The organism is Ktedonobacteraceae bacterium, assembly GCA_035653615.1.
Lineage (GTDB): Bacteria > Chloroflexota > Ktedonobacteria > Ktedonobacterales > Ktedonobacteraceae > DASRBN01.
In genome coordinates this window covers 1-17080 of sequence record DASRBN010000003.1, presented here as the reverse complement: position 1 = coordinate 17080, position 17080 = coordinate 1, and the positions used below count along the sequence as shown (strand labels likewise).

At 55.1% G+C, this 17080-nt stretch carries 18 protein-coding genes; 6 read left to right on the top strand and 12 right to left on the bottom strand.

All coding sequences use genetic code 11. The features are described 5' to 3' along the window. Window positions 1–45: 45 nt before the first annotated feature. The 3 genes from VFA09_01600 to VFA09_01590 all read right to left on the bottom strand — a co-directional run bounded on the left by VFA09_01600 (window position 46) and on the right by VFA09_01590 (window position 4872). Window positions 46–1143, bottom strand: a complete 1098-nt coding sequence (locus VFA09_01600; protein ID HZU65946.1) for a ferritin-like domain-containing protein — start codon at window positions 1141–1143, stop codon at window positions 46–48. A 402-nt stretch (window positions 1144–1545) separates the two neighbouring features. Then, window positions 1546–3924: a glycoside hydrolase family 65 protein gene (locus VFA09_01595; protein HZU65945.1), complete on the bottom strand. Its 2379-nt coding sequence runs from the start codon at window positions 3922–3924 to the stop codon at window positions 1546–1548. A gap of 153 nt (window positions 3925–4077) precedes the next feature. Continuing rightward, on the bottom strand, window positions 4078–4872 hold the full coding sequence (locus VFA09_01590; GenBank protein ID HZU65944.1) for an alpha/beta fold hydrolase: 795 nt from the start codon (window positions 4870–4872) through the stop codon (window positions 4078–4080). Window positions 4873–5345: 473 nt separating this feature from the next. Between VFA09_01590 and VFA09_01585 the strand changes: the two genes are divergently transcribed. Beyond that, a complete protein-coding gene (locus tag VFA09_01585) occupies window positions 5346–6845 on the top strand; it encodes a sialidase family protein (protein HZU65943.1) in 1500 nt (499 codons plus the stop codon). Window positions 6846–6952: 107 nt separating this feature from the next. On the opposite strand, the gene VFA09_01580 is transcribed toward VFA09_01585, so the two are convergent. Next, window positions 6953–7063 (bottom strand): WD40 repeat domain-containing protein, encoded by a 111-nt coding sequence (locus VFA09_01580; GenBank protein ID HZU65942.1) that lies wholly within the window; start codon window positions 7061–7063, stop codon window positions 6953–6955. A gap of 190 nt (window positions 7064–7253) precedes the next feature. Beyond that, a complete protein-coding gene (locus VFA09_01575; GenBank protein HZU65941.1) occupies window positions 7254–7442 on the bottom strand; it encodes a hypothetical protein in 189 nt (62 codons plus the stop codon). Window positions 7443–7871: 429 nt separating this feature from the next. Here VFA09_01575 and VFA09_01570 point away from each other — a divergent pair, with 429 nt between their 5' ends. Then, window positions 7872–8705, top strand: a complete 834-nt coding sequence (locus VFA09_01570) for a sulfite exporter TauE/SafE family protein (GenBank protein ID HZU65940.1) — start codon at window positions 7872–7874, stop codon at window positions 8703–8705. A gap of 71 nt (window positions 8706–8776) precedes the next feature. Here the strand turns inward: VFA09_01570 and VFA09_01565 are convergent, their stop codons facing one another. Next, window positions 8777–9064, bottom strand: coding sequence for a hypothetical protein (locus tag VFA09_01565; GenBank protein HZU65939.1), 288 nt, complete (start codon window positions 9062–9064; stop codon window positions 8777–8779). Between the two features lie 261 nt (window positions 9065–9325). Between VFA09_01565 and VFA09_01560 the strand changes: the two genes are divergently transcribed. From VFA09_01560 to VFA09_01550, 3 genes are all read left to right on the top strand, one after another. Next, window positions 9326–10144 (top strand): FliA/WhiG family RNA polymerase sigma factor, encoded by an 819-nt coding sequence (locus VFA09_01560; protein HZU65938.1) that lies wholly within the window; start codon window positions 9326–9328, stop codon window positions 10142–10144. A 164-nt stretch (window positions 10145–10308) separates the two neighbouring features. Continuing rightward, a complete protein-coding gene (locus VFA09_01555; protein HZU65937.1) occupies window positions 10309–10608 on the top strand; it encodes a flagellar biosynthesis anti-sigma factor FlgM in 300 nt (99 codons plus the stop codon). Between the two features lie 174 nt (window positions 10609–10782). Next, window positions 10783–10992: a carbon storage regulator gene (locus VFA09_01550; protein HZU65936.1), complete on the top strand. Its 210-nt coding sequence runs from the start codon at window positions 10783–10785 to the stop codon at window positions 10990–10992. A gap of 115 nt (window positions 10993–11107) precedes the next feature. Here VFA09_01550 and VFA09_01545 read toward each other — a convergent pair whose 3' ends face one another. The 4 genes from VFA09_01545 to VFA09_01530 form a co-directional block, all read right to left on the bottom strand. Continuing rightward, window positions 11108–11881, bottom strand: coding sequence for a class I SAM-dependent methyltransferase (locus tag VFA09_01545; GenBank protein ID HZU65935.1), 774 nt, complete (start codon window positions 11879–11881; stop codon window positions 11108–11110). 200 nt (window positions 11882–12081) lie between these two features. After that, a complete protein-coding gene (locus VFA09_01540) occupies window positions 12082–13080 on the bottom strand; it encodes a radical SAM protein (protein HZU65934.1) in 999 nt (332 codons plus the stop codon). A gap of 71 nt (window positions 13081–13151) precedes the next feature. Beyond that, window positions 13152–13385, bottom strand: a complete 234-nt coding sequence (locus VFA09_01535) for a ChaB family protein (GenBank protein HZU65933.1) — start codon at window positions 13383–13385, stop codon at window positions 13152–13154. 86 nt (window positions 13386–13471) lie between these two features. Beyond that, entirely contained in the window at window positions 13472–14008 is a 537-nt protein-coding gene (locus tag VFA09_01530) for a class I SAM-dependent methyltransferase (GenBank protein HZU65932.1), read from the bottom strand. A gap of 112 nt (window positions 14009–14120) precedes the next feature. Between VFA09_01530 and VFA09_01525 the strand changes: the two genes are divergently transcribed. Continuing rightward, the gene (locus tag VFA09_01525; protein HZU65931.1) at window positions 14121–15857 is read left to right on the top strand and encodes a hypothetical protein; all 1737 of its coding nucleotides are present in this window, start codon (window positions 14121–14123) and stop codon (window positions 15855–15857) included. Between the two features lie 39 nt (window positions 15858–15896). Here the strand turns inward: VFA09_01525 and VFA09_01520 are convergent, their stop codons facing one another. Together VFA09_01520 and VFA09_01515 are read right to left on the bottom strand one after the other, a co-directional pair. Next, window positions 15897–16550: a Uma2 family endonuclease gene (locus VFA09_01520; protein ID HZU65930.1), complete on the bottom strand. Its 654-nt coding sequence runs from the start codon at window positions 16548–16550 to the stop codon at window positions 15897–15899. A gap of 317 nt (window positions 16551–16867) precedes the next feature. Then, window positions 16868–17080 (bottom strand): hypothetical protein (locus VFA09_01515; protein ID HZU65929.1); only part of this gene is annotated, 213 nt, incomplete at its 5' end.

The following is a 17080-nucleotide window of genomic DNA, read 5'->3' as shown; positions in this document are numbered from 1 at the left end:
TGGGTCAATGACAGGCCCCTGGGGCGCTGCAAAACCCTACGCGGGCTACGCCGCGTCTGCAGCCTGTGCCAGTTGGTGCAGGAGATTAAAGAACTCTCGTGATTGGCCGATGAACAGCCCATCATCCGTCAAGGCCTTGACCGCGCCCATTGCCGCTCCCTGCGTCGCCGTCGGGCGAATGATCGAAACAGGCGGGAACTTGCGGCTCAGGAAAATGGTCGGTTCGGGCATAATCAGGTTGGTCTGGAATTCCTCGCCGCCAAAGGGAGGGGAATTGAGGTCGGGAAACACCAGCCCATTGGTAGGATCGGTCAGCGGCTTCGCATTACCGGCCTTGTCGTGCCAGGTCTGGAAGTGCGCCGTCTCGGTTGGCCCGATGCTGAGCAGGATACGCAGCACTTCTGGATTGATGACCCGCTGGGCCAACGAGGGATAGAGGCTCGTACCCCCCTGTTCGATAAACGCGAAGTGGAATCCAGCGGTGTTGGCAATCGCCTGCAGGTGGTCCTTGGGGTGCAGGTCGGCGTCGGAACGCGGAATGGCCGGGAACTGGCCTTTCAACAAACCGGGAACGGCCGGGGGGAAGGTATCGCCGAAATCGGGATTCCCCGTGCTGCTGCGATAGCGTGTCCACCAGGTAGTATCTACAGTGAGCTGCATAAGGTTGGTGAGGCGTCCGATCTGCTGCGCGCCGGTGGCTTGACTGCTCGGCAGCGTGCGGAACTTGTCGAGGTTGACCGGCTCCGCGCCTTTGGAAACCAGGTAGGCGTTGATGAAAGCAGCATGGCTGAACTCATCATCGGTATTGTCGTGGATGTACTGCGGCATGTCACTATCAAGCACTTCCAGAGCCTTGACGTAGGCCGGACTACCACTTCCGCCCGGAACCTCGCTGTCCTGGATGCCGCCAAGTTCGTTGTACTGCTGCCACAGGTCGCTTTCGATAAGCTCGGCTGCGGCCAGGAAGCGGAGAATAGCCGCGTCACCTTTGGTGATGCCACTGCTTTTTTCTCTGGCAAGGGCCGTTACGCCATTGGCAAACAGGCCGGTGCCGAGAGCGCCCGCTCCTGCTGCTGCCAGCCCGTTGCGCAAAAAGGAACGGCGGCTGGTAGTATTAATCGAGTGTCGCGTGATTTTTGGCATGAAATCTTCTTTCTGCGCCTTTCGCGCATTGTGTGTTCTATAAGGTGCTTCGAAATCTGGGCACAACTTTCCCGTAGAGAGAGACAGGCCTGACACCTGTATACTCTGTGAAAAACGGTTGGGCGTTGTATGCGGAGGTCCTTCTCTTAAGCACGTCGTGCTGTAAGTGAATACGTGGGGAGGTTACAGGGCTGCCTATTTTAGGCAGAGAAGTCTTGGCGCTCCATCTACGCGCTGACCGCGTAAGTGGAGGGCAGGGATATACAGCTTACCGATTATAAAGTTTGACAAAATACTCCGGCACCACGCTGCATCAATCGACCCCCTGGCTGTGCCGTAGGGGCCGATTGATCGTGCCTATGCGCGATCCCAAAAGTGGAAGCTTACGCGGCCTCGCCCCGCTTACTCCAGTTGCCTCGTGGTGCGTGCGCCTGCCTTCCTCGGAATCGGCACACGCCCAGGCGGCTGGGGCGGGCGCGGCCCCGCTTTTATGGGCGGAATGGGCCGTGTGACTCTCGCATCCACGTCCAACAGTATCTCCTCACCATGATGGCGCACCTTCAGCGGCGGGCCATCAAGCAGGCGGTACGTTGCCTCCGTAGCTGTCACCTCGACGCGCAAGCGACTGCCACGGAACATGATGTGGAAAGCCAGCCGCCCCAGCGCCTCAGGCAGCCGCGGTCCGAAGGAGAGCGAACCGTCCTGGATGCGCATACCGCCGAATCCCGCGACCAATGCAGACCAGGCTCCTCCCAGTGATGCCATGTGAAGCCCGTTCTGTACGTTGTGATGCAGATTGTGGAGATCAACAAGCGCGGCCTCACCCAGGTAATCATAGGCGAGTTGAAGCTGGCCTACTTCAGCCGCCAGGACTGCCTGCACGGCAGCCGACAGCGAGGAATCGCGCACGGTCAAAGGCTCGTAGTACGCAAAGTTACGCGCCTTCTGCTCCGCGGTGAATGCGTCGCTCCGCAGGTACATCGCCAGCACCAGGTCGGCCTGCTTGAGAACCTGTTTGCGATAGAGCTCAAAGTAAGGGAAGTGCAAGAGCAAGGGGTATTGATCCGGCGAGGTACCGGCGAAGTCCCACACCTCGTGCTCAGTAAAGTTCTCATCCTGTGTAGTTACTCCCAGGCGCTCGTCATAGGGAATGAATATCTTCTCAGCTGCCTCGCTCCAGCTGGCGACCTCTTCGCTCTCCACACCAAGCGCGCGTGCTTTCTCGGGATGACGCTGCACCGCCTCAGTTGCCCAACGCAGGTTATGCTGTGCCATGAGGTTGGTATAGACATTGTTATCGACGAGCGCGCTGTACTCGTCAGGCCCGGTAACTCCGTCGATGCGGAACTGGCCGGTTGTGGAATTGAGGAAGCCAAGCGAACACCAGAGCCGCGCCGTCTCGATGAGCAACTCCAGGCCCACTTCCTCCTCGAACGCAGTATCGCCGGTAACGCTGATATAGTTGGCAACCGCGTATGCGATGTCCGCGTTGATATGGAAAGCGGCGGTGCCCGCGGGCCAGTATCCCGAACACTCGGTTCCACGAATGGTTCGCCATGGGAAGGCGGCTCCGCGCTGCCCCAGTTGGCGAGCATTCGCCCGCGCCATGTCGAGCGTCAAATAGCGCCAGCGTAAGGCGTCGGCGGCGGCGTTAGGCGCGGTCAGCGTCAACACAGGCAGGACGTAGATCTCTGTATCCCAAAATGCGTGGCCATCGTAGCCGGTGCCCGTCAATCCCTTGGCCGGGATAGGCCGGCGTTCCGCCCGCGCTCCTGCCTGCAAAACATGGAAGAGGGCAAAGCGCACGGCCTGCTGGATCTCCGCATCGCCCTCCAGCTCGACGACTGCACGCGACCAGAAGTCGTCCAGGTAGGCCCGCTGCTCAGCGAGCAGGCCCTCCCAGCCACTCATTTGAGCAGTAGTGACCGCCGCGACGATCTGGTCATGAATGGCCGGCCGCGAACGCAGGCTCGACCAGCCATAGGCAATCAGTTTAACGATCCGCAAGCGTTCGCCTGGCTTCAGCCGGCCGGCAATAGACACTCGAACAACATCCTCCGAGCTTCCAGACTCGATGAGCATTCCAGGTGGGCCCTCGATGTGATGGTCCATTACGGCCCCCATGAGCAGACCACTGACCCTGGTACGATGGAGCAGCAGCCCGGCGGCGTTTTTAGCCGTGTGTTCCTCAGACACAAGCGCGGACTGAAGAGCGGCCCCTACCCGCGGATCCCTGCTCTGCTGGGGGAGCGCCTCATTGGCGACCAGTTCAGACTGCACAACGAAACGTATCTCGGCATCAACAGGCTCGACCTCGTAGTTGATGGCCACGATGGCTCGCTGCGTGAACGAGACCAGGCGCGTGGACGAGACCTTGACCGTGCGCCCCGCGGGAGAGGTCCAGCAAACGTTGCGGCGCAGGACGCCATCGCGAAAATCGAGTTCTCGCTCGTGACTGCGGACGGTGCCATAGCGAACATCAAAAGGTTCATCGTCGACGAGAAGGCGAATGAGCTTGCCATTGGTGACATTGATGATCGTCTGCCCCGATTCCGGGTAGGCATAGCCTCCCTCTGCATAGGGAAGAGGGCGCAATTCATAGAAAGAGTTCAGGTAGGTACCGGGAAGGCCGTGCGGCTCCCCTTCATCCAGATTGCCTCGCAGTCCAATATGTCCATTGGAAAGAGCAAAAATTGATTCCGTCTCCGCCAGGGAATCGAGTTGAAGTTCTGTCTCGCGAACACTCCATTCCTCAATTGCGAAAGTTGGATTTCCGTTCATCGCTCGTTCTCCAGTCTAATTATGCGGGAAACCGTGACGAGGAAGAGAGCCGTTCTATCCGGCAAAGTAGAGGTGGGCAGTTCAGACATAAATCTCTCCTTCATGAGCGTGGGAGAATAACTTATCATATTCTGACTATACCATATAGCGCGCTCACAGGCCCAACTCTTCAAGCCACACCAGTATGCGGTCTGCCACGGCCTGCCAGCCCTCTTCCAACATCAAATCATGCGCCATGGTAGGAAAAATTTCGGCCTGCGTGCCATAAGCACGCCCGGTCGCCTCGACTTCCTTACGAGTAAAGATGCGATCCCTTCCTCCTCCAAGCACGAGCATGGGGGTGTTTACTCGCTTTGGATGCGGCAAGCTGAAGATCATCATGTCCAGGAATGCGCGATACGATTCGTCTTGCATGCGCGCAAAGTATGCCTGCACCTTCTCTTCGGGCATATCCGGCGAGAAAAATGCCTCGCGCGTAAGGGCCGGCGTGCCGATGATTGGGTAGAGACTTAGTGTAAGATTGGCTTTGAGGAACGCAAGGGGGTGGCGAACGGCAATGCTCAATGTGGTACGCAGGGCACCGCTCGGCGGTACAGAGGCAAGCAATACTGCCGCCGGCGCTGTATGCTTCTCGAGATATTTCTGTACGACCAGCCCTCCCATCGAATGACCAATGAGAACCGGAGCCCTCTCCAACTGGCTCGCGACCTGCTCAATATCCGAGACATAATCGGCGATGGTCGTCCAGCGCAGCCGGTCACGTCCCTGACTTTTGCCGTGCCCACGCAGGTCTAAGGCATAGGAGATATAATCGTGTTGCGCGAAATAGGGAAGAAAATGCTCCGCCCAGCACCACGCATCGTGCCACGCGCCATGTACAAAGAGCAACGGCGTGGCATGTGGATCGGATTCAGGCAGTTTCGTGCGAATTTCCAGGTGCGTTTCCATAACACCTCCTCATTGGGCACATAGAAGTATATGCGAAGGTTCAGTCACAGCAATTGACGAGCTACCGAGCGCATTATACTCTACCTGGAGCATGAGCGCAATAAGGCCGAGAGGGTGATCTACAATTGACAGGGGGATTTCTATATGTTACTCTTTCATGGGGGCAGTAACTATTGTTTCACCAGTTTCTACATGCTTAACAAGCGTATATCCATCACATCAATAAATCTAAAACAAAGATGATGCTATCAGGAGACTGATGAATGTAAAACGGGTTGGCTGTACAAATTCGGTAATCCTGATATGCATCCTCTGCTGATACATTTCTAGAAGATACTTCCGGTAATAGCGATTCTGAAGTACTAGAATCAAGTCCTCTCCAGGCGTTCCTTGTAGGGGCCTTTATCAGGCCCGCCCTTATAGTCCAGCTATCTGAGGGGTGTATTATCTCTTGACGGTAAGGAGGAACAAAGATGCTTCGCGTTATTCGACTTGCTGGAGGAAGCAGACTTATTTTAAGCGCGATGCTTGCATTGCTGCTTTCCCTCGCATCAACCGGCCTCGTCTTCGCCAATGAAACGCTCATCCAGATCAGTAGTGATCCATACACCAACGGCACCAGCCAGCACAAAACACAGGTTGAGCCGGATGTCTATTCCTTTGGCTCGACGGCCGTCGCGACTTTCCAGTCTGGCCGCTTTTTTAATGGGGGAGCTTCCAACATTGGCTGGGCAACTTCCCACGATGGTGGCCTTACCTGGAAACATGGCTTCTTGCCAGGTACGACAATCTATGCAACACCACCTGGACCATATCCCCGTGTCAGCGATCCCTCGGTTGCCTACGATCCCCGGCACAGAGTCTGGATCATCTCATTGCTGGGGATTGTCAATCCCTCGACCGGGCCTGTTGATGTGATTGCCAGCCGCTCGACCGATGGCGGATTGACATGGAGCAACCCCGTAGTGGTAAATAATTCGGGTGATTTCAACGACAAGAACTGGACAACGTGCGATACCTGGAAAAGCAGCCCTTTCTATGGTAACTGCTATACCGAGTTCGATGACCCCTCCAGGAATAACCTTGTGCAGATGAGCACATCCACTGATGGCGGATTGACATGGGGGCCCGCGAAGACGACCGCCGATCATGCTCTGGTCATTGGCGGGCAACCGGTTGTGCAGCCCAACGGGAACGTCATCGTCCCCATCACCGTGTTCAAGAAGAACTTTTCTATTGCCAATGTCTCAGCTTTCCGCTCTACCGATGGCGGAAAGAGTTGGAGCAAGACTATCAAAATTACTGGATTTGACCTGTTCATCGAACCGTCTTTCGTGCGCAATGGCCTGGGCCTCGTCTCCGCCCAGGTAGACGCTTCTGGCACGGTCTACGTTGTCTGGGCGGACTGTCGCTTCGAGCCAGGGTGTACGGCGAACGATATCGTGATGAGCACCTCTAAGGATGGCATCTCATGGACACCGGTTCAGCTCATTCCGATTGATCCTGTCGGCAGTGGGGTCGATCACTTCCTGCCGGGTATAGGAGTCAGGATATTCCAGGGACAGGCTCATCTCGGGCTGATTTACTACTCTTACCCGAACGCAAACTGCTCGACCAGTACATGCATGCTCGATATCGGTTTTATCTCGTCAGAAAATGGTGGCAACAGCTGGAGCCCGGCGGAGCAGGTGAGCGGGCCGTTCAAACTGACCTGGCTGGCGCACACCGACCAGGGCTATATGCCCGGTGATTACATGGCGACTACCATCGTGCCAGACGACGACGCGGTGCCAGTGTTTATGGTGGCCCAGAAACCGGATACCGGATCAACGTGCATGTTGGGCGTAGTTTGTCACGAGGCGGCATACACAACGCCTGAGGATGCACTCTTAATAAAGGGCGGTACGATCACTGCGCAGGCGAATCCAACCGGCTCCGGTTCGCTGGCGCCTCTCTGGCACACGGCCAATTAAGGATGGTCCTGCTTCCCCAATTATATGCTGCCTGAAGTGAATACACGGAAGGCGCAGAAAGAGGTGAGCGGAGTGGCGGGGGCCCTTGTGGTCGCCCGCCACAGAATTCATACCTTCCAGATATTAATATAGCCACTCCCATCCCCGGCAGCGACGCGCGTGCCATCCGGTGACCAGGCAACGGCATACACAGCATTAGAATCCGGAAATGTGCGCATCAGGTCGCCTGTTTGTACATACCATACCTGCACCGTTTTATCAAAGCTTCCAGAAACGATGCGTACCATCCGGCGACCAGGTTATAGCCGTTACCCCACTTAAGCCTGAACTAAGAACTATGCTGCCAGAAAAAGCCAGCCCTGCCACACCAAACATGGGGAATTTTAGAAAGAACAGAATACATAGCACTCAGAAAGCGGTGGTGATGAGCAACATGGTGACGATCTGGATGATCCTCTCAAGAATGCGATGAGGAAATATTTCCGAAGTGAGATACATGAAGCCAAAAATGCCCAGTATAACACCTAAGACTGTCAAAAGCTGAAGCTGGCTATCAGAAAGTGCGTTTAGCCAGGCCGCCGGAGCAAAAAGATTCATCTCTACTGTCCCTTTCTAGCTCATTTGCCCATCTGCCAGTAGAACGGATACTTCATTTCATGAAGTATATCTATTTATACTTACCTGGTCAATAAGTATAGCGCCGGCGATTCTTAGAAGTTAGGCAGGGATTCTTCGCTACGCTCAGAATGTCATGCCCCCGGACACAGCCAGGTGTCTCCGGGGCTATGTCATTCTGAGCGCAGCGAAGAATCCCGCGCCCGAAGACATCGGCCAGGGCACATTCTATAACCATATTGAATGTGATTGATAACTTTTCAAAATGATACTCAGCAAAAATCATAGCAATATTTCATAACATAAAAGAATGTCATAAATGACTTGAAGTTATGAATAAAATATGTTACAGTGGTTTCAAGCGGTTGAGCTAGTTGAAACATATTTCAATTCAAACGGAAGGGGTGCCACTTGGATTATCGTTTCTCGCTCGTTGGATTGCTGATCGGCTTCCTGGTAGGCCTTACCGGTATGGGAGGCGGTTCGCTGCTCGCTCCCATCATGATTCTGGTTTTCCGCATTCCACCTGTATGGGCTGTGAGTACGGATATCGCCTATTCCACCGTAACCAAAGCGGTAGGATCGATTGTACACATACGGCAGAAGCAGGTGGATTTCAGTGTCGCCCTCTGGCTGGCCTGTGGCAGCGTACCGGCCACACTCCTGAGTGTTGGGCTGGTGCAGCTCATTCGCAAGCACTATGGCAATCTGATCAATGGCGTCATCCTGCACGCCCTCGGTTTCACATTGATCCTGGTCGCGGTGCTGCTGGTCTTGAAGCCATTCCTCATGCGCCGCATAGAGCAGAGAAGGTTGGAGCGCGAGAAGCAGGCAGCTCTGGCACAGGGTGATAGCCAGGCCGTGACTGCCGGGCCAAATCTCTGGGAGAAGCGCTACCGGCCTATCGTCACCATTCTGGTTGGTGCGTTCGTCGGGTTCCTGGTTGGTCTGACCTCGGTAGGCAGTGGCACATTGATCATCGTCTCAATCGCTTTCCTCTTCCCCAGGCTCACGCCGAAGCAACTGGTGGGAACGGATGTTTTCCAGGCCTTTATGCTGCTGGCGGCCGGCGCGATTGGCTACCTGAGTTCCGGCACGATTAATTGGGGAATCGCGGGTATGCTGCTGATCGGCTCGCTGCCTGGCGTACTGATAGGCAGCCGGGCAAGCAAGTACATCCCTGATCGCTATATGCGTCCTGTCCTGGCAACGGTGCTGGTGATTTCGGGCGTCAAGTTGATATAATGGCCAGAAGCCGATCAATCGGCGGTGGGCACGGTAAACCGGCCATCGCCCGCCGCCGATTGATCGGCTTTCTATGCTTCTTTTATCTCCCCCTGTTCGTAGAGCCAGCGAGCAAATTGCATGCGGCAATCGTCAGCCATACGTTGCCGCATTTCGCTGTTCTCGCAGAGATTCTCGCGTAACTGAATCAGTTTTTGCGCCTCCTCCCACGTGAAATCCATCTCCAACAGATAATCCAGGAAAACCTGCTCCTGTCTGTTGCCTACCACAGTTTTCTCGACACCGGTGTGCTGCCTGTTACCGCCTCGCTCGTTATGTTCTGGCTTCCCTCCCATAGATGAGGGAGTCTGGTTTTTCATAGTGCTTCTCCTCAATATCACCACAAGAGGGTATATGGCATATCCTCTCGCCTTATCTTCATTTCTATCAATTCAATCGACCGGCAGGCCGCCAACAATAGCTCTTTCCCCTGCTTTTCCGCCCATCGACACAAAAAGGGGACTTCTGGTATAGCAAGCAAGCGACCAATGTCAATATTCGTCACACCGGAAACTGGCTACACTCGACTCATCAAGTACCTGCTCAGGGCAGGTAAGGGGTCTAGTTAGAAGGACAAACATATGAGTGTATCAGCAACCATAGACGAGCTTTGGGCGGATTTTGTTGCCACCAGGCGTCCGGAATTGCGTGAAGAACTGATCGCCGCATATGCCCCTCTGGCTCGATATGTTGTCGGAAGGCTGGGTATTCCCTCCACCAGCCTGCTCGAGGCAGATGATTTGCTCAGCTATGGCATGATAGGATTGATTAACGCTATCGATCGCTACGATCCCGCGCGCGGTATTCGCTTCGAGGCCTTTGCGACCTCACGCATTCGCGGCGCGGTCATAGACCAGTTACGCACCCTCAACTGGCTACCACGCTCCGCAGTAGCGCGGGTGCGACAGATCGAACAGGCGCTGGCACAACTGGAGCAGCATTATGGACGACCCGCGACAGAAGTTGAAGCCGCAAAGGCCTTGAACGTCTCGCTTGATCGCTACCGCCAGATGTTACTCGAAGCGGGTGCCATGATCTTATCCCTGGACGCTCCTCTTGGAGCAGTGGCGCAGCAGGAGAACGAGGGAGCTCTTTCGCTTGGCGATTTGATCGAGGATCACTCGACACCTGATCCGCTCGAACAAGCAGAGAAGCATGAAATGCTGCAACTACTCAGCACCACCATTGACCAGCTCCCTGAGCGCGAACGTTTACTACTCTCTTTATACTACCAGGAGGAACTGACGATGAAAGAAATCAGTAAAATCATGGGCGTATCCGAATCGCGTGTATGTCAACTGCACATGCAGGCCATCCTGCGCTTGCGCTCAGCCTTTCATCTCCGGCAGGAAAAGGCGCGTAGTAAAAAAGTGCAACATGCGCACGTAATAGATAAGTAGAGGTAAGTTCGCGGCGGAAAAGTTTCGGGCGACATCGTAAAAACACTGCCATTGGCCTCTACTGAATTGCCAGCGAGTGCCGATACAGAAAAGTGTGGTTACATGGGTACAGATGGAGTGACTGGTAGCAAATACGCATAATATTGAGATTGTGAGGAATGTTCATGAAAACAGGCATTAAAAATGCTGGTAGTGATTTACAGGTGGCTCAAGAGACTATGGCAGTCCGTGTATGGCAAACCATCGAGCGGGTGAGTACCGAGGCCGCGACTGTTCCTGTTGCCTCCACTACAAGCCCGGTTCAGGCGAGTGAGCCGCTTTCGCCTGCAATGGAGCAGGGGATGCGGGTCGCTCGCAGCCAGCCGGAAATACGCACGGCGCTGGTCGAAGCGCTCGTCACGGAAATCGCAGCGGGCACGTATTTTATAGATAGCAAAGCAATCGCGCAGAAAATGCTCAAGTAAATAGTACCTGTTCCACAGAACCGGCGCGTCTAAGGGATGTGAGTATCCTCTACGCGCCACTAAATAATTTATTGCAGTTATGTTGAAACATAGAAGTTTAAGACCGACATGTGTCTTTGTCGCAACGCGGCGCGAGGACGCCCCGGTTAGCCTCTTCTAGAGAAGGAGCCAGGCATGCTTGTATTGCGACGTAAAGTTGGTGAAAGTATTATTGTCGATGGGGACATCAGCATATCCATCCTGGCGGTCGAGGGCGAGCGCGTGAAGATCGGCATCAGCGCGCCGTCCGATGTCAGTATTGTGCGTGAGGAACTTATCGAGCGAGCGCCCGAAACGCCCTCGCCATTCCCACCGCTGGTGAATCTCGCCAACCAGAATATCTGAGATAGAGCGCGTCCGCGAGTGCTTACACGTACAGGTTTTTAGGAAGCGGCTCGGGCCATTGCAAAAGCTATCCATGTAAGACTGCCAGGGGTCGCTCTGGACAGGGTCTATGCCTTTAGCATTTGCGCGCTACGATCAAACGGCCCCCACCTGGAACGGAAGCCGCAAGGTTCAACTGCGATGCTTTCCGCGCGAGGCGATCCATCGAAGATGATGGGATACGTCGCCAGATCATCCCGACCAGCCGTTTATCGGCTATCCATACCTGCTGAGCGAGCTCCAGCGCGTCCCACAGGCTCACCCATCCATGCCTCAGATAGGGGCGTACCAGTTCCACCTCAAGTCCGGCATTATTGAGATGTTCTATCCAGCGCTCCGTTGGCCACAGGTTGAGATGGCGGAGTTGGCGGTTGCGCCAGGCTGCATAGCGGGCAGAGGGCAGGACAAGCCACCTGCTGAATGCTTCCGTGGGACAGGTAAATATCAAGTGCCCACCCGGGCGCAGCACCCGCGCGACTTCCGCAAGCACGGCATCCAGGCAGGGCAGGTGTTCAAGCACAGAATTGCTCAGCACTGTTCCAATACTCGCATCCGGCAGCCGCATTTCCTCGGCGGGAACAGCTTCAAACCGTTCATAGACGTGGCGCTGTGCCGCTCGTTCCAGCACTTTTTCGTCCGGGTCCAACCCTATTTCGACTTTCGAGAGGACCATCGAAGTGACCAGCCCATCCCCGCAGCCAAGATCAAGCACGGGCGGTTCAAATACCTGCTCGCGCAGGGCAGCTACCTCAGCCGCGCGCCATAAACCCAATGATGGGCCTTGCAATTGCAGTAGCGTGCGGAATGTCGCGGCATCAAGGTGCAATGGTTCGGTGGTCTGGATGTGCATGTGCTATACCCCCAAAGGGCCGATAAATCGGCGGTGCCCACGATAAATCGGGGCCTACGGGCCGACACATACCCCCACGGCTGCGCCGTAGGGGCCGGGCAGTCCTGTCTGGGGGACAGGCATACCGCGCCCATCGCCGATTGATCAGCCCGTGTCCCTTGCCGGACTATGTTATCAAACACCATGATCGGCCCCGGCCACTAAAACGTCCCTGAATAGATGGCGCACGAGCGGCAAATCTCCGGTGGTTCGTCCGAGGCGAGTTGATCGCGGAACGCCTGGAAGTCCGGGCTGTTCCATGTCTCCTCGACTCCCCGCTCGGCCATATTGCCGAAGTTGATGCGGTCCGGGGTTGACACCATGCAGCATGGCATGGCATAGCCCTGGTAGCTGATATAGGCGCCCTGCCACGGCCAGCTACAGCGCTGCGAACCAGGAGTGCTGGGCGCATACTGGCGCGGCTGCGTGCGCGGCAGGCGCAACTTCACTCCCAGTTCCTGGGCCACAGCACGCGCTTCGTCAAAATAATAGGCGACGCGTTGTGGATCTTCCTCAAGCAGCGTTTGTTCCTGCACAAACTCTCGCATCGGCCGGTAGTATGAAGGCAGGCTCGACTCACCAAAATCATGGCACAGGTGCTGCACAAACATCTCCTCTACTGACCAGCCATGCGCCAGGCGCACGATCTGCGGCAACTCATGCAGGTTCTGCCGCATCACAACCATCACCAGGTGTATATGGGGATGGTCGCTTCCCAGGCGTTTGCGCGCGGCCAGCAGTCGCTCCAGATTGGCGACGACGCGGTCATAGTGCGCGCGCACGCGAATACGCTCGTAGGTCTGCGCCGTCGCGCCATCCAGCGAGACGTGCAGGCAATCCAATCCGCTGGTCACGCACCGTTCCGCCCGCCTCTCATTCAATAACGTGAGATTGGAATTGGTGCTGACGCGGATGCCTTTTGCGACGGCATATGCCACCATATCAAAAAAGCGCGGGTGCATCATCGGTTCGCCGAGTCCTTGCAGGTGCAATTCTCGCACATCGACGAACTGGTCGATCATGCGCGTAAACGCCTCGAAGTTCATAAAAGCGGGCGGGCCATAAGGCGGACCATCCCGGCGAAACTGGATCGAACACATCTGACAGCGCAGGTTGCACTGGCCCACAGGTTCCATCTGCACATAAGCGGGGAGTTGCATAGACTAGGTTCCTTACATTGTTGATGGGAAGGTTTCGGGCATATCCCCTCGTTCCCACTGTTCGCTACGGTCTAATGGTTCAAGCGCGCGTGTTTCATCGATGTGGATGACGGCTCAGAAGGGCCTTTCTCCGCTTTCCTGACCCATTTGTCGCCTTTTTTCTCGTATTCATGCTTTAAGGCAGCATAGGCGACACGATGGGCACGCCCTCCTTCTCCATAGGTTTTGACGGCGCTATCATGCGCTGCTTGCCAGAGATGCTGCGCGTGTTCATCTGAGCGTAAAATCGTTTGTGGTATTGCCATATGCTCTCCTTCATACTAGAGAATCACTCCCTTTCAGGAACTAGCACGATGAGAAGCAAACCTGTGTATACATTGTGGGAAAGCTTTTAAGATGGGAATAGCAGGCTGGCAGCGGAATAAATCTCGCCAAAAAAACGGCTGGGAACGGTCGCGAGCAGGTGTGTGTCGCTGAATCCATTTTGCCGGGCCAGCGACTCCCAGGTAGGATACGAGAGGGGATAAGGTACCCACATATTGCCGCGATCAGCGTTGTACTCAACCAGCAAGAAGCTGCCTCCCGGTCGCAGGTAGCCCCGCACCAGTTGCAAAACCGGTTCCTTCTTACGCACAAAATGTAGCGAGTTAGCCATGACGATGCCATCCAGCGAGGGCAAATCGAGCTTACGCGTAAAATCGGCGTTGATATAATGGACAGTCACGTTGGGAAAACGCGCTTGCATGGCCTTTTCCTGCTGCCGCAGCGCGCCGGCATCTTTATCGATAGAATAGATTTCTCCCGTCGCTCCGATCAAATCGGCCAGCGCGAGGGTAAATGCCCCGCCGCCCGAGCCGAGATCGGCCCATACGCCCCCTGATTCAGGTATGCCCTTGCGCAGCAAATGTACGTGGTCGTCGTGGTTCATTATGGCTCCTTTGCAACTGGACAGAATACTGTCATAAAGGATACTATTAAGATACAACAATATATTGTCAGGCAGGATGAACTGCCTGTTTCACATGCTCAGGAGTATATGGATGCTCAACGACGAATGCTTCCTCATCCTCGGCGGCGCCGGATTGGCCGGAAAACAAATCGCGCACCGCGTCGCGGCTCATTTAACCCCACGTAAGATCGTCATCGCCTCGCTGGGCGACGAAGTCTATCCCGCTCTTCAAGAATTGCAAGAGACACACAAAGATCAATCTATCGAATGGGCTGCCGAAAAGGGCAACATCTTTGTGCGTCAGGAATACGCCTTTCTGCCACCGGGAAAATTATTAGAAGATTCCGCGCGTAGAGAAACGCTCTTCGAGGATTTGTTTGGCAGGCTCGAAGACGCATATGAACGCTCGCACCTGGTCAACCTGGTGCGCAAGCACCGGCCTGATATCATTATCGATAGCATCAATACTGCCACCGCCATCAGCTATCAAGATGTGTATTCAGCTTCGATAGAAACGCGAAAACAGTTCGATAGCCTGTTACAGGATATTCAGCAGGACAATCTCACACGAGTGCAAAGCCAATCACCCAGGGCCGAACGCCTCATCTACGAACTGCTGTTGAGCCAGTCGATGCCCGAACTGATCCGCCACGTGTTGTTGCTGCACAAAGTGATGGTGGAAGTCGGCACGCGCATGTATCTCAAAATTGGCACCACCGGCACCGGCGGCATGGGCCTCAACGTCCCCTATACACATAGCGAGGACAAACCATCCGCCAAGCTGATTACCAAGTCGGCGGTTGCTTTCGCGCACACCGGGCTGTTATTCCTGATGGCACGCACCGCCGGCGGCCCCATCGTGAAGGAGATCAAGCCCGGTGGTATGATCGGTTATGCCGATGTGGCCTGCCGCCCTTTCAGGGGTCATGACAAATCAGGCAAGTTGCAGGAGCGCTTCGAGTACCATATTGAAACGCTGGGCCAGCGCCTCGTGTTACGCCAGGATGAGGGTGAGTATCAAAACCTCGGCACGCTTATGCTCCCGGTCGTCGATACCGGTGAAAATGGGCTGTTCACCAAGGGTGAGTTCGAAACCATTACCGACCTCGGCCAGATGCAGTTCGTCACTCCTGAAGAGATCGCGCACGAAGTGATACTGGAGATTCGGGGCAGCAACACCGGGCGTGATGTGATCGCGGCTATCGATGGCGCGGTGATGAATCCAACTTACAGGGCAGGATACCTGCGACCGCGCGTCCTGGAAGCATTGACGCAGCTCGAGGAGGAGACCGATACGCACAGTGTCGCGTTGGGCCACCTGGGGCCACCGGAGCTTTCCAAACTGCTGTGGGAGGCCGAACTGCTCAAACTGGTCTACAAATCCTTGCGAGAAGCGCTGGCAGTAACGCCGGAGCAGATTTCCGAGCAGGTGTACGCGCTCCTGCAATCAAGACAGCACGAAAAGATGTTGCAGACCATCGTTTCGCTCGGCCTGCCTGTCCTCGTACCCGATGGCACGCGCATTATACGCGGTCCCTACATCCGCATCCCGGAATGTAGCGATTGTGACATCGAAGTGACAAACGACGACATCGACATCTGGGCAGAGAAAGGCTGGATCGACCTGCGGCCCAGGAATTTTGCCAACTGGCAGAGGCGCTTCCAGGAAATGGAGAAAAGCCGCCAGCACGCCTATGGGAAAGGCTCCGCCGCTGTCACCCAGGAGATTTACCTGTACGACGATATTCAAATCGGCGCGGTCGTCGGCTGGATCTTCAATAACGAGAAGGACGGAGACAGGCTGAAGTATGGGTATAGGATCAAGTAGACGTGCCAAGGATGATTATGCACATCCTGTTCCCATACTTCAAATCAGTTGATCTGGATCAATGCCGAGAGAGCGCAATTTCCTGGCCAGGGCCTCGGCTTCCGTGAGGCGTAGTTGCTTTTGTCTATCATAGAGACGCAAATACGCACCTTCCGGTACTAAGAAACTCTCAAGGCGAGGACTCCACAGACTGCCATCCGGCCTATATTCTACCGGAAGCATCTGCCCTGTAGCGCGGTCAAGGCGCCAGCCGAACAGGCGGTGCCCTCTTTTCCGGCTATGCGCCAGCGGGAGCTTATGCGGATCATAGGCATAGTACTCTTCTATACCGGCGTGGGCATAGAGCCATGGCTTCTCTTCCAGGTCCTTCCTCCAGGTTTCTTTCAAGGCAATCTCGAAGACGACCTGTGGCGCAGGCCCATCTACGCCGATATAGTAGCTGGGTATGAACTGCCACAAAACGCCCTTGATTACCGCAATATCGGGGGCAAAAGGATGCTCATCCTCCTTAGGAGTCAGATAGAAATTGAGGTTCTCATGCACAGCACAGACCTGCTTGTGCATCAGCCAGTTGAGAACCTCCATGAGATAGTGAACGAGCATGGCATGAACAGATGTTTCCCCCATCACGTCCTCCTCGGTGGGGTGGCAGTCATAGTAGCGTTCGATTGGATTGCTGGTTTGTTCGATCATGGCACGCTCCTCTTGTATCTTGTCATGTGTTGCTTCGCGTCCAGGTCGCTTCCCCCGGTGTGCGCCTTGACCCCTACCTTGTTTTTGAGTGATAGTCTCCTTCATTTTTATGAGAGGAAACCGATTATCACCGATATAATAGCATAATTCCGGCGGCACTACAAGCCATTTCTCTACTGGTGATTACACTGAAATCGAGACGGCTGGACGAGTTGGGGGCGGGGATTCTTCGTTGCACTCAGAATGACAGACCTCGGACACACCCGGCTTTATCCGGGGCCTGTCATTCTGAGTGCAACGAAGAATCCCTGGCACGCTTATGGGTAATCACCAGGTTTCTCTAAGAAAGCAGGGGGTATCAAAAAATCACGACAGGCTATTTTACAATTTTTGTAACTACTCAGGTGTCCTAGAGATTTGCCAAAGAGTTCAACATCCTGTAGAGTAAGGGCATGACGCCAGAAGAAGAACTGCTTCAGCTTCGACAAGAGAATAAAGACTTGCATGAGCGACTGGCCCAACGAGATGAA

Coding starts and splice junctions, on each gene's coding strand:
- VFA09_01565 (HZU65939.1), bottom strand. CDS start 9,064: ATGAAAAACCAGACTCCCTCATCTATGGGAGGGAAGCCAGAACATAAC.
- VFA09_01590 (HZU65944.1), bottom strand. CDS start 4,872: ATGGAAACGCACCTGGAAATTCGCACGAAACTGCCTGAATCCGATCCA.
- VFA09_01535 (HZU65933.1), bottom strand. CDS start 13,385: ATGGCAATACCACAAACGATTTTACGCTCAGATGAACACGCGCAGCAT.
- VFA09_01525 (HZU65931.1), top strand. CDS start 14,121: ATGCTCAACGACGAATGCTTCCTCATCCTCGGCGGCGCCGGATTGGCC.
- VFA09_01585 (HZU65943.1), top strand. CDS start 5,346: ATGCTTCGCGTTATTCGACTTGCTGGAGGAAGCAGACTTATTTTAAGC.
- VFA09_01555 (HZU65937.1), top strand. CDS start 10,309: ATGAAAACAGGCATTAAAAATGCTGGTAGTGATTTACAGGTGGCTCAA.
- VFA09_01545 (HZU65935.1), bottom strand. CDS start 11,881: ATGCACATCCAGACCACCGAACCATTGCACCTTGATGCCGCGACATTC.
- VFA09_01520 (HZU65930.1), bottom strand. CDS start 16,550: ATGATCGAACAAACCAGCAATCCAATCGAACGCTACTATGACTGCCAC.
- VFA09_01560 (HZU65938.1), top strand. CDS start 9,326: ATGAGTGTATCAGCAACCATAGACGAGCTTTGGGCGGATTTTGTTGCC.
- VFA09_01575 (HZU65941.1), bottom strand. CDS start 7,442: ATGAATCTTTTTGCTCCGGCGGCCTGGCTAAACGCACTTTCTGATAGC.
- VFA09_01530 (HZU65932.1), bottom strand. CDS start 14,008: ATGAACCACGACGACCACGTACATTTGCTGCGCAAGGGCATACCTGAA.
- VFA09_01540 (HZU65934.1), bottom strand. CDS start 13,080: ATGCAACTCCCCGCTTATGTGCAGATGGAACCTGTGGGCCAGTGCAAC.
- VFA09_01600 (HZU65946.1), bottom strand. CDS start 1,143: ATGCCAAAAATCACGCGACACTCGATTAATACTACCAGCCGCCGTTCC.
- VFA09_01595 (HZU65945.1), bottom strand. CDS start 3,924: ATGAACGGAAATCCAACTTTCGCAATTGAGGAATGGAGTGTTCGCGAG.
- VFA09_01580 (HZU65942.1), bottom strand. CDS start 7,063: ATGCGCACATTTCCGGATTCTAATGCTGTGTATGCCGTTGCCTGGTCA.
- VFA09_01550 (HZU65936.1), top strand. CDS start 10,783: ATGCTTGTATTGCGACGTAAAGTTGGTGAAAGTATTATTGTCGATGGG.